This is a genomic window from Acidobacteriota bacterium, assembly GCA_030697165.1.
Lineage (GTDB): Bacteria > Acidobacteriota > Vicinamibacteria > Vicinamibacterales > UBA2999 > 12-FULL-67-14b.
Genome location: JAUYQQ010000001.1, coordinates 84,899 through 97,303 on the forward strand (window position 1 = coordinate 84,899; position 12,405 = coordinate 97,303).

Sequence of the window (12,405 nt, forward strand, 5' to 3'; positions counted from 1 at the left end):
TTCAGTGGATGCGCGCACCGTGCGCATCGAGTTGGGCCACCGCTTCGCGGCGCGCCTCCGCCGACAGGCAACTGTCGGCGAACAGGCACGCCAGCGAGGTTGGCATCTTGTTGTCGGGAATCACCAGCACCGAGGTTTCCGCCCGCACGCCGTACCCGGATGACACCCACCCGCGCTCAAGCTGCCGCGGACGCGCATCGTGTTCGTCGGCCGCCAGCAGCCACACCTCGCGGCCCGCAGCCCGCAGGCGGCAGTCTGGACCGATCAGTTCCGCCGTCGCCGCCGGGTCAAAATGAAATCGCCAGGTCGTCGCTTTCGGAGCCGCGCTGGTCAACCGGTCCCTGACCACGACGCGGGGACGCATGGGATCAACGTAGATTTCCCGAACCGAACCGACCGGGGGCACCAGCCTCGCATAGCCATCGTGGCCCCCACAAAAGTATCCCCCGAATCCGCCTGTTTTCCATTGGCGATCGACAGGGTGGGCGTCGTAGTGCAGCTGCCACAAGGCGTCCGGGCCCAGAAAGCGATTGAGCTCCTCGTCCTCCACCTGCGCCACGTTATGGAACGCGGTGCTGCGGAAGCGATTTCGCCACTCGCGCGACGCGGTATAGAGGTACGCCCCGCAGTCGGTAATCACGTTCAGGCCGTTCATGAACAGCTCGAAGCTGGTGATGTCGCTGTGGCCATGGCCGCCGCGGCCGTGCATGCCAACCTCGCCGCAGTCGACCACGACGTGCGCCGAAGGACTGCGCAACACGTAGAAGCCGCCAGCAGGAAAGGCCACGGAGCCTGGCTCAGACTGGCTCTCAGCCAGCGCATCGAACGCGCCAGCCCCGGCCGGCCCCAGCATCCAGAACGACTCGGCCCAGAACTGGCCGGCGGCCGCCTTGAAGGCCGGCCGCGCGAACTGCACGGCCCCGGTTGAAACAAGGTAGCGATGGTCGTTAAGACGCTGCGCCCCCAACTTCTGCACTCGCCCATCGTCGGCATCGCCGATCAGCGGCGCCAAGCCATCGGGCTTTGTATAGGCCGTCACGAACTCCAGCATCCGCGCGAGCCGATGTGATTGCGCCTTGGGGATGCGTTCGCCATGCAACTCGAGTAGCAGATAGGACGTCTGGAACAGCTCGAGGACCAGGCGCTGATACGACGTCGACTGCTCGAAGTCGACACCGTCTTCGGAGACCTGCAGCAGCATCTCGTCGATCACGATCGACTTGCCGGTTTCCAGCCAGCGCTGGCCTTGCGGCGTGTGCTTGAAGAAGAGGCCGAGAAAGACCAGGCCGGCACCGTCGCTCAGGTAGTGGTTGCCGTTGACGTCGCCCTTCTCGAGATGCTGAAAGACGAACTCGCCGTGAAGAAAGAGGCTCCGCAACAGCAGCCGGCGGAACGCCGGGTCGGCGCACGCCACGGACCCGGCCATAAAGTAGAAGCCCCAGATCCAGTTGATGGCGCGCAGCGCGACGTCCATCGCGCAGGCCCAGTTCACGCTGAAGGCGAAGGGATTGGTGGCGATCCAGTCTTCGATCTCGGAGCGGTATTCGGCGGCATAGCGTTCGTCACCCGTCAGCCAATAGGCCTGCCCCAGCGCCGTGAAGTGCTGGCAACGGCTCAGCTCCCACGGCACCTTCACATCCGTGGGCTTCTCGAGTTCCATGTACTGGATGTCGCGGCAGTACTGCAGCGGGTAGTGACGGCCGGTCTTGAAGTCATCGAGCCACGGCAGCTTCGGTCCAAACGCCTTGACTCCAGAGCCGAGCAGGTCGAACTCGTGCCGCATCGCGGCATCGGCCGTGGCCAACACCTTCGCCACTTCGTCGGGATATCGCTCGCGAAACGCCGCTGCGTAGGTATCGCGGTTATCAGGCCCAAGAAAGAAGGGCGCCGTCATCTGCCTCTCCCACAACGCGTCGATGGTCGCGGCCCCGCTCTCGCCGAGGATCGTCTGATCCCGGAGCACGCGCGGATAGACCTGCGCCCACGGCCGGCGGGTCTGGGTCCGCACTTCCTCAGCCAGGCGCGCCAGCAACACTCTCGGCGGCATGCCCGCCGCCTTGCGCGCGCGCCTCACGAAATTCGACAGCGACATCAGGCCAAGAATTTCTGTAGCACGGCAGCCACCCGCGGTGCGGTGTGGCCATCCCACAGAGGCGGGCGCCGGTGCGGCGCATGCTCGGCGGCCATTGCCTCTTTAAACCCGGCGATGATATTGGCCGTCTGGGTCCCGACCAGCCGATTGGTGCCATCGGTGATCGTGACGGGCCGCTCGGTGTTCTCGCGCAGCGTCAGGCAGGGGATGCCGAGCGCGGTCGACTCCTCCTGCAATCCACCCGAGTCGCTCAGGATGATGCGCGCGTGCGACGTCAGGCTGAGGAAGTCGATGTAGCCCATCGGCTCGGTGAGCTTCACGTTAGTGAGCAAATCTTCCACGCCGAACGTGGCGAGGCGCTGACGGGTGCGCGGGTGCACAGGGAACACGACCGGCATCTGCTTCGCGACGTGCGCAATGGCCACAAGGATGCGGCGCAGGATGACCGGGTCGTCCACGTTCGACGGCCGATGCAGCGTCAGCACGCCGTAGCCCTTGTCGGTGACAGCCACGCGGTCCTGGATACGATCGAGCGTCGCCATCGGCAGGTGGCGCATCAGCGTATCGATCATGATGTTGCCGACGAAGTGAATCTTCTCGCGCGGCACGCCTTCCTTGATCAGGTTTTCGTCGCCGTCGGTGGACGGCGTCAGCAACAGGTCGGCGAGGCAGTCGGTGACGATGCGATTCACTTCCTCGGGCATGCCGCGGTCGTAACTGCGCAAGCCCGCCTCGAGATGCGCGATCGGGATCATCAGTTTCGCCGCCACCAACGAAGCCGCCATCGTCGAGTTGACGTCACCGGCGACCACCACCAGGTCTGGCTTCTCTTCGAGGCACACCTGCTCGAAACCGATCATCACCTTCGCGGTCTGGACGGCGTGGCTGGCCGAGCCCACTTCGAGATTGCGATCCGGCGCCGGTAACTGCAGTTCGCGGAGGAACGACTTCGACATGGCCTCGTCGTAGTGCTGCCCGGTGTTGACCAGAATCTGCCGGATGCCAGGGGCGCCCTTCAGCGCTTCCATCAACGGCGCGACCTTCATGTAGTTGGGACGTGCGCCGACGACGTGAACAATGGTTTTCAAAGTGCCCTTCAGGGTTGGCGGCTCAAGAGCCGGGGAAGTTTCATCGATTGATACAACGGCTGCCCGGACCAGTCGGCGTCGGCCTGCAAGTGAATCCACAGCGGCAAGACGGCACGCGCGCTGACCTTTGAGATGGGGCCGAGGCACGACCCGGGACCGCCGACGACCTCCAGGCCGTCGAACTTCAGGTTGGTCTGGTCGCCAAGCCCCTTCCAGAATACGGGAATAAAGAGGCGGGTTGGAGCACCATTCCCTGAGGATATCGGAAGGTCGAGGGTTGTGGACAGATCGTGGCGCGGGCCGTCGGCCTGGTAGGTGACCCGCACTGCCGGCGGTGCGGCGCCACAGAGAGCGGGCTCAACCGAGACCGACAGGAGGTCTGATCCCCAGTGCTGCGGCGACACCCCGTAGTCCTGAGGATGCCAGTCGACGCGGACGAACGAGCCGCGCTCGATGACGGAGGCCACCGCTTCGGTCGGAGCCGCGAGATACTCGCCAACCAGCACCTCGACCGAGTGCGCCTGAATCACTCGAGCTGCGCCAAGAGCCCCGGCCAGGGCAAAGAGCAGCCCGGCGACGCCCAACGCGCCACGCACGAACGCCGGCTGCGTCCAGGCGCGGCGCGCGGCTGGCAGGACCTGTGCTATCACCACGAGGGCCGCCCACCATGGCAGGAACCGCAAGTGAAACCAGTGCCGCTCTTCAAACCGGATCGCGGGATAGCCACCGAGAAACAACACGAAGATCGACAACGCCAGACCCAGGCGTGCGGATTGCGCCCACGCGATGCCGATCGCCACCATGACCAGCAGCGGACCTGCCGGCGCCAGCAGCGAGGTCACGCGGTTGACAATGGCATAGCCAGCCGAGGCGACAGCGCTTGCCGGGAACGGGGGCACTGGCTGCATCATCTCTGGCACGGCAAGGCCTACCCGCAAGATCATCAAGACCGACGCATAGGCGCGCACCACCAGGTCAGCGGGAAACGTGGTCGCCATCGTTGTGTAGAGCTGACCCGTGGCGGCGTCGTACTCGGCCGAGCACTGGGCGGGCACTGGCACATCGAGGATTCGCGAGGCGAAGTCGGCGGCCTTCACCTCAATGAACTCATCGGTGAGCTGGTCACCGAAGCGGTAGATCGATGACGTCAGCCTCAACTCCTGAGTCAACGGCGTCGTCAACCCCAGCAGCGAGAAGTGATACTGGCATCCTCCAAGCTTCAACCCGCCGATCACGGGCGCCGCCACCACTGCGAACGTGAAGAGGAGGACACCGGCAGCCAGACCATTGCGAAGCCAGTTCGCGCGGAGGGCGCCGGGTGGAAACAGCGCCACCATCAGGGCGCCAAACGGCACCATCAACGCCAGATCGGTGCGAAACCCGTATCCGAAGCCGACTACCGCACCATAAAGGCCGGCCAGCGCGAGCATCCTCGCACGCGACAGCGGACGAAGCAGCAGTACGGCGAGGATCCAGATCGCTGCGAGGACAAACGGCGCCTTGCTGTAATCGCGCAAGGACAACAGCCGCGTCAGGTTGGCCGGAGAAAGCACCAGGAGCAGGGCGAAGACCACGGACACAGCTGGTCCGGCGACCGTGCGGAACAGTCCGAACAGCATGACCGCGGACACAGCGCTCATCAACGAGACCAGCACATCGAGCGCCGTCCACGACACGCCGGTCAAGCCCCACACGCCGGCCGAGGCTCCGTACAGGTAGTACCAGTTCGCATTCGCAGCCGAGGTGAGCGGCCGTGTCGACGTCGAGTCGGGCAGCAGCGCGCAGTCAAAGGCATCGCGCTTGACCTGCAGGAACTCGGCGAGCTCCTGAGGGGGTGACGCCGCAATTCCGAATCCGCGGCCGCACGCCATCATCACGGCCGGCTCGAAGTTGGATTGGTAGAAGAACGGCTGAACCCCGGCCTCACGGAACTGTCGCATTGCCGCCAACGAGACGGCGAACGCTAGGCCGAACAAGGCCAGCACGACAGCCGCCTCGACCACGATTGCCCGCGGGCGTGAGGTCAGGGCCATGCCGACTCTTGTGCGATTCCCCGCCGGCGCGCCTGCCAGCTGGCAGATGTCAGCGTGCCCGCGGCAGTGTATTGCGGTGGCTGCTGAAACCGCTGGTACCATAGGCCCTCACGCCACGCCGGCGCCAGTACCGCGGTCAGCAGGGGCAGCGGCACGGCTGCAACCCGCGCGACCTTGCTGATTCCACGCAGGCAAGAGATCTGGGCCTTCAGTATCGCGACGCCCTGGAAGATCGTGCCCTCGCGGTGAGAGAAGGCCGGGGTCAGCAACCGCGAGTGCTCCACGCCCTGCGTCACGGGAACGTCAATGACGCGCGTGTAGGGGCGGTAGAACGCGGACTCCGGTGCGGTGTAGACCAGGCCCACGGCCACGTTCGGCACAGCACAATCGGCGCTCACATCCACCTGGAGATAGTCGACTGACACGCGGTCATCACCCGGTGGCGACTGCCAGTCAGCCGAGGGTCCGGCCAGACGAAACAGCGCGGCCGACTGCCAGTGCTCCCGATGCGATTCGGCACGACCCAGCCAGGGCTCCAGCAACCGGCCATCTAGGTCAACGGGGGGCGCAAACGGTTCCAGCACCAAGGGCACTGCGCTCCACGGCAGCGCCAACGTCTGCTCGAGCGCGCCGACGACCTGACGCTGTTGATACCAGCGCGCGGTCCACAACAGACCTGCCGCGGCGACGACCACCGCCAGGGCCACAGCCGCGATCCTGCTTGAACCAGCCAGGACGCGCCGCGCATCCCGCATGGCGACGGCCGGCGAAGTGGCCATGATGCCGCGCCCCCACTCGATCGACATTCGCGCCGCGATGACGTAGAGGCCGATTGAGACGAGATCAAGGTGGAAGGAATGCCGCCTGGAGAATTGCAGCATCGAGTAGCCGCAGAAATAGAACACGAGGCCGACGCCAACCGCGCCGGCGCGCGCCGATCGAAGGGCCACCACAACGAGCACCAACCCGGCGAACAGCAGCGCCCAGCCCTCGACCGCCTTCAACGCCGCGCTTCGAGCAAGTCCAACCGCCCGGAACACCGGCGACTCGTTGAAGGGCACGATTCGGAGATACTCGCCGCGGGACGCGCCATCAAAGGGATACCGAATCGCCTGTGCTGTCGCACCGAGCGCGCGCACCATTGCGTCAGCCGGAAACCGTCGGGCCATCTCGGCGGCGAACTGGCTCCCGGCCGCGTCGTAACCGGGCGACAGGAATCTCGGGCCAGCGCCGCCATCGTTGACCCTGCCCGCGTGGGCCGTGATCAGGGAGAAAGCCTGGCTGTCGCTGTAATGATCGCCGACGTCATACGAAGGAGGTTCCAGTCCCAGGTTTCTCGTGAACTCCCTCATCAAGCCGAGGACGACCACATGCGACGAGTTTGACCCGTTCGACATCGGCGCCAGGATCGGCGCACCGATTCCGATCGACACCATGATGAACAAGGCTCCGGCCAGTGCCTTGGTGCCGAGGGAACGCCGATCGAATCCGGGCACCGCCAGCAGGGCCACTGCCAGGATCGCCGGAACGAAGACCAGGACGTCGATCCGAAACCCGATTCCGATCCCCACCAGCAATCCGGCCAGCACCGCTGACGTCAACAGCTTCGGCGACGCACGCTCGATGTTTCGCGAGATCATCCAGCCAAGGACCAGCCACAACGCGAAGAAGGCGGGCGCCTTGCCAAAGTCCCTGAAACTGAGCAGGGCAAGAACTTGATCGGACCAAACCAGGGCCACCGTGCCCAGGGCGGCAAGGGCGGGGCCGGCCACTAAACGGAAGACCCCGTAGGCCAACCCCATCGTCAGGCCAAACAGGAGCCCTTGGTACGCGTCCAGCGTCTGCCACGACAGTCCACCAATCCGCAGCGCAAGACCCGCGGCGTGAATGGCGTAACGTTCCCCCAGGGCAAAGAGTGCGGGGTGGGTGGCGCCTCGCCGATCGACGGCGTCACAGGAAATGCGATCGCTGGTCCGAAACAGGAACTCCTGCAGTGGGGCCGTCTCGAGCGGTTGCACGAAACCCGCCCCGCAGGCGACCATCACTGCCGGTCCCAGTTCCCAGGAGAACATGGTGACGGCGCCTCTGGCGGCGAGAAACCGCTGGCCGACCGTGGACGCCCCCGCCACCACCACCAGCACGATCGCGAGGTCGGCCAACCTCCGGCGCCAGGTCAATCTCTCACCGTGCGTTCCCAGTCGGTCAGACTCTGGTACAGCGGCCGTTCTTCCCAGTCAGGCGGCAACGTGGCGCCCAGCACGAGCGGGAACGGCGCGAGGTCGCCGAGACGAGAGACCTGGGTGGCACACTCGTCGCGGGTTCCGGAGAACTTCAGCCCGCTGAAGTCGTAGAAGACTGGAATGTATATTCGCGTCATGCCGGCACGGAGCGGCGGGCGTACCGCAATCGTCCGCGTTAGATCCCTGTTCTCGGCGCCGGCATCGTAGTGAGCCGTGATTGCAGGAGCCACGGGACAAGTGGCCGCATCGATGCGAACCTCCAGCAACTGGGGCCAGGCATTCGCCGCGATGCCGGACAACGGCTGGCTTGGTTCTTCGATCACCACCTTCGGCGCAGCCACGTAGGCACGCATCAGGTCCCGCGCATTGCGCGCCTGATACCATCGAGCCGCAATCAACAGGCTGCCCAAGAGCGCACATGAGAAGCCGACGACGGCGACGCCTCGCGCGGCTTGATGCAACTGGGGTCGCCACTGGTCGGGGTGGGCCAGCAGCGCGCGCGCAGACAGGTAGCCGTGGTGGAGCACGACCCCAAAAGCCCACCACCCCAGGAATTCGAGGTGGAAGTAATGGCGCTCGTCGAACTGGATGGCTGGGTATCCGCCACAGTAGGCGAGAAGGAGGCCAAGGAAGAGACCCAGCCGCACGCTCCTCGTGGTGACCAGGATCACTGCGGCCAGCGTGAAGTAGGCGCCCCACCGGTGGTTGGGCCGCAGGACGAAGGCTCGCGCGCGATAGAACCCTGCCGACCACTCTGCCATCGGTGGGCGGACCTTCCTGATCGGCAGCTCGACAATCTGAGTGATCGAGGCAACGGCCCTGGTCGCAAGGTCGGCGGGAAAGGTGGTCGCGATATTTTGGAGGTACTGGCCGGTCGCCACGTCGTACTCGTGCGTGCAGTAGCCGATCGGCGCGGTCCCGGGCTGCGTGCGATTCACGAAGCCCTCAGTGACCTGCCTGATGTATCCATCTGAGTAGGCGTGGCCGAACTCGTAAAGCGCCGGCGACACGCGCAGGTAATCATCAAAGGGCGACTGCAGCCCCAGCAGCGCGACGTGCCACTGGCAGCCGCCCTTGGTGTAGACCACTGACGACGCGGGCCAACTGACCGCGGCAAACGTGGCCAGGCACAGCGCGGCCGCTGATGCCTTCAGCGCGAGATGCCGGGTCACACCACCCGGCAGAAATCCGAACAGCGTAACGAAGACCAGCGGCACGTTGATCAGGAGATCGGTGCGAACGCCGTAGCCCACGCCCAGCACGGCGCCATAGGCAACCGACAGCATCAACAGCAAGTTGCGGCGGACGGGGCGGGTCACCATCACGCCGAGTAGAAAGACCAGCGCCAGCGTGAACGGCGCCTTTGCGTAGTCGCGCAGGTGCGGCAGATTGGCCAGTTGCATGGGTGAGGTCGCCAACAGACACGCGCACACAACCGCAAGAGCGCGGCCCATCCCCAGGCGGAACGCGCTATAAGCGAGCGCGGTGACCGCCCCGAAGAGGAGACCGAAGAGGGGGCCCATTCCACTCCACGAGATCCCCAGGATTCGCCAGGACCAGCCGACGGCCGTCTGCAGATAAATCCAGGCCTCCTGGTAGAGGTACTCCCGGCCCACTTTCAGATCGTCGGGCAAGTCGTGGCAGTCGAAGGTGTCGCGGCGCAACGACAGGAACTCCTGGAGCGATGGAGGCTGGCGCAACGAGGCGACAAACCCCTTGCCACAGGCCACCATCACGGCAGGTTCGAAATAGCTCTGATAGAAGACGGGTTGGCCGCCACGAGCGGTCCACGTGTTCCAGAACTGAGCGGCCCACCATCCGGAGCCGAGCAGCAGCATCACCGCGATCGCACACTCAGCGGCAAGGCGGCGCCAGTCGACCGGTCGATGCGGGACGCGACTCGTCTCCGAGGCCTTAGCCACCGGCGCTGCGGCCACTGGTTGTGAAGGAAGGCTCGACACAGCGTCGTGCAAGTTCGGCCGTCAGTCGGGAAGGGACGTCACGCTTCCGGCGTGTTGATTCGGGTGTTCGCCTCGGATGACCCATCGATACCAATTGCCGAGAATGTCCCCGACCGAGCGCACGATGGCGCTCGCTCGCGTTCCCGTACCCTTGCCTCGCCCTCGCTTCTGGAACCGCACCGGGACCTGAAGGAATGATGCGCCACCCCAATAAAGCTTCATCATGACTTCGGGATTGGTGAACGAGCCCTCCGACTCCAGGCGAAGAGGCTGGGCCAGGCGGGTCGGACAGATCGTGACGTTCTGGAAATCGTCAAACGGCAACCGGAACAGGACGCGGATCAACGTGTAGTTGGTCAGCGACACGATGCCCTTGTAGAGACTGTCGGAGCGCCTGCGCAGCGTGCCCAGCGAATACTCGCCTGGCCTCACGCCCTGCAGGACATCATGGCGGAGCAGCTCGTCAAAGTGCGGCTTGAAGGCGTCGATGTCGTAGGCCCAGTCCACGGTCTGCGCCATGAAGTAGGCCTTGGTGGCGGCGCCGATGCCCGTCCGATAGCAAAAGCCGGGGCCGCGGTTGCGGTCGTTCTTGATTGGCCGCAGCCAGGGACGGGTCGACGCCAACTCGCCCACGATCGTCCACGTCCGGTCGGTGCTGCCATCATCGAACAGGATCAGCTCGTAGTCATCCGAGACGCTGGACAGGAACGCTTCGGCGCGTTGCACGTAGTCGGCGACGTTCTCTTCCTCGTTGAGCGCCCAGCCCAGCATGGAGAGGCTGGGACGGAACCCTGCGACGGACGAAGCCTGGCTCATGAGGGTTGCGCCGATGGGAACGCACTACCGAGACGGGTGAGCCAGCAGGGCCACTCCCCCCGCGTGGCTTGAGCGGCGGCGTGCGACGCACACCACGCCGACCAGGCCCCGAGGTCCCACTTGAAGAACCGCGCTCCGGCGATCTCGATGGTGGCAAACACCTCGGCGGCCGGACGCATGACGTCACCAATGGCCGATGGGGTCGTGAGCTGCTGAAATGGCGGCCGCAAGCACATGCGCCGCACCACGCGAGACACCCCTCGCCCGTCGATCACCGTAGTAGCGTACACGCGATCGTTGTAAACCGCAGCCGGATAGCCGGCAGCCGCACGAGAGTCGATCGCATGGATGAAAGAATTCGTGTTCAGGCTCACGCCCAGTCCCACCAGCGTGGTGCCGCGTCCGAGCATCCGCTGGTAACTCGAGTCCGCGCCGAACGGGTCCGGCTCGGCCGGCTCGCGGCCGACGATCGCCTCGGCCTCCGCGCCGAGGGCACAGACGCTGAAGTCCGGATCGAGGCTGCGAACCACGCCGGCCGTGCGGCGAAACATCTCCGGCATGAGGCCGATCCCAGCGGGCGTGCGGCGCACATCGAACGTGGGCGCATTCCGCAGGTACTCCTGATGCGAGCTGTGAAACGGATAGCTCGGCATGACCAGCGTGCCCGCAGGGCCGGTCCAGTCCAGCAAGGTCGAGAGCATCTCGGGGGCCCGGAGGCCCGCTCGCTGCATCCAGTCGACGGAGGACTGAACGTAGACGATCCCGCCGCGCGGGACTTCCAGCGCGTCGAGAACGGACGCGGGGACCTTGGGACTATCGGCCATCGGGCTTGGTCCGGCTAAAGCCGGACTCTACATTGGAACCGCTGGCCCGGCTAAAGCCGGACTCTACATTGGAGCCGCCGGACTCTACATTCGAAACGCCGCACCATTTCAGGGCGACGCATGCCAGGTTGCCCGCCACCAGCGGCAGGTGGGCCAACTCGAAGTACTCGTCCGCCCCATGGACATTGCGACCGCCACCCGGCCCGTACAAGCACGCCGCCGACGTCGTCGCGGTGTAGTGGCGAAGGTCGCAATGACCCGCGATCACGCTTTCCTGCAACACGGCGCCGTGTCGCCGGCCGACGGTCTCGACCAATAGCTGGACAATTGGATTGCGCGGGTCGCCGACGTGCGGCGCCATCTCGAGGCCCACGAAAGCTATCGACGCCGGTGCCGCGAGTGGCCACTCGGGCGACTGCGCCAGCTCTCGCAACACCTCACGGAGCGCGTCCTTCGCGCCTGCGCACGTCTCAGGCGGCGGAAATCCGCACTGGCCCTCGATCACACACTCCGCTGGTACCGATCCCGGCCACACGCCGCCTCGAACCATCCCAAGGTTGATGAAATGGGGGCGCTCGTTGGTTCCCCATGGCAAGGTCTGCGCCGCATTGCGACGCTCCACGTAGTCCTGCAGTTCGGACACGACCTGGCCCACAGCGGCGATCGGGTTGGGACCGGCCGACGTGGCATGACCGGCGGTGCCGGGCAGGCGAATCTGGAACGACACATGCCCCATGTGCGAGACGATGAAACGCTCTGGCCAGGTGCCGTCAACAATGACCACCGCGTCGCCGACGTGACCACGCTTGGCGGCCGCCAACGACCCGTTGCCCGTGGACTCATCCTCAACCACGCTGGCCACCAGGAGATCGCCTACCAGGCTGAGTCCGGCTTCGCGGATGGCGTGGGCCACCAGCAGGCACTCGACGATGCCGGCCTTGTCGTCGGCGGCGCCGCGGCCATAGATGCGGCCGTCGTCGACGACGCCGCCGTACGGCGGATAGGTCCACGCATCTGGCGCGTCGACCGGCACGGTGTCAATGTGCGCGTTCAGCACCAGCGAGCGGCCACCGCCACTGCCCTTCCGCTTCCCGACCACACAAGGCCGGCCGGCATAACCGCGAGGCGAGGGATTGAATCGCTCATCACCGGCCAAGACAGACGCGTTGATGTCGAATACGTCGACATCGAGGCCGATGTCGCGCATGTGACCGGCGACGATCGCTTGCGCCGCGCCTTCTTCGCCCACCGGACTCGGCGTCCGCACGAGCGACTGCAGCAGGGCGCGATACGCCGGCTCGAGGCGATCGATCGCCGCGAGCACCCGCGCTTCAGCCTCGGCCATGCATCC

Annotated in this window: 8 protein-coding genes; all 8 read right to left on the minus strand. The window is 65.5% G+C overall.

The window, feature by feature from the left end:
* Position 1: 1 nt before the first annotated feature.
* Positions 2-2,092, minus strand: a complete 2,091-nt coding sequence (locus tag Q8T13_00320; protein MDP3716194.1) for an alginate lyase family protein — start codon at positions 2,090-2,092, stop codon at positions 2-4.
* Positions 2,092-3,180, minus strand: coding sequence for a UDP-N-acetylglucosamine 2-epimerase (non-hydrolyzing) (gene wecB / locus Q8T13_00325; GenBank protein ID MDP3716195.1), 1,089 nt, complete (start codon positions 3,178-3,180; stop codon positions 2,092-2,094). The genes Q8T13_00320 and wecB overlap by 1 nt, the downstream gene beginning before the upstream one ends.
* A gap of 8 nt (positions 3,181-3,188) precedes the next feature.
* Entirely contained in the window at positions 3,189-5,213 is a 2,025-nt protein-coding gene (locus Q8T13_00330) for a hypothetical protein (GenBank protein MDP3716196.1), read from the minus strand.
* A complete protein-coding gene (locus tag Q8T13_00335) occupies positions 5,204-7,390 on the minus strand; it encodes a hypothetical protein (GenBank protein MDP3716197.1) in 2,187 nt (728 codons plus the stop codon). The genes Q8T13_00330 and Q8T13_00335 overlap by 10 nt, the downstream gene beginning before the upstream one ends.
* On the minus strand, positions 7,387-9,294 hold the full coding sequence (locus Q8T13_00340; protein MDP3716198.1) for a hypothetical protein: 1,908 nt from the start codon (positions 9,292-9,294) through the stop codon (positions 7,387-7,389). The genes Q8T13_00335 and Q8T13_00340 overlap by 4 nt, the downstream gene beginning before the upstream one ends.
* A 141-nt stretch (positions 9,295-9,435) precedes the next feature.
* On the minus strand, positions 9,436-10,230 hold the full coding sequence (locus Q8T13_00345) for a glycosyltransferase family 2 protein (protein MDP3716199.1): 795 nt from the start codon (positions 10,228-10,230) through the stop codon (positions 9,436-9,438).
* Positions 10,227-11,054, minus strand: a complete 828-nt coding sequence (locus tag Q8T13_00350; protein MDP3716200.1) for an AAC(3) family N-acetyltransferase — start codon at positions 11,052-11,054, stop codon at positions 10,227-10,229. Before Q8T13_00350 ends, Q8T13_00345 begins: the two co-directional genes overlap by 4 nt.
* Complete coding sequence (locus Q8T13_00355) at positions 11,044-12,399, minus strand: ArgE/DapE family deacylase (protein ID MDP3716201.1); 1,356 nt, start codon at positions 12,397-12,399, stop codon at positions 11,044-11,046. The genes Q8T13_00350 and Q8T13_00355 overlap by 11 nt, the downstream gene beginning before the upstream one ends.
* Positions 12,400-12,405 lie beyond the last annotated feature (6 nt).

Excerpts from the sequence above, each read along its gene's own strand:
- Q8T13_00330 (MDP3716196.1), bottom strand. The coding sequence starts at position 5,213 with ATGGCCCTGACCTCACGCCCGCGGGCAATCGTGGTCGAGGCGGCTGTC.
- Q8T13_00350 (MDP3716200.1), bottom strand. The coding sequence starts at position 11,054 with ATGGCCGATAGTCCCAAGGTCCCCGCGTCCGTTCTCGACGCGCTGGAA.
- Q8T13_00320 (MDP3716194.1), bottom strand. The coding sequence starts at position 2,092 with ATGTCGCTGTCGAATTTCGTGAGGCGCGCGCGCAAGGCGGCGGGCATG.
- Q8T13_00345 (MDP3716199.1), bottom strand. The coding sequence starts at position 10,230 with ATGAGCCAGGCTTCGTCCGTCGCAGGGTTCCGTCCCAGCCTCTCCATG.
- Q8T13_00355 (MDP3716201.1), bottom strand. The coding sequence starts at position 12,399 with ATGGCCGAGGCTGAAGCGCGGGTGCTCGCGGCGATCGATCGCCTCGAG.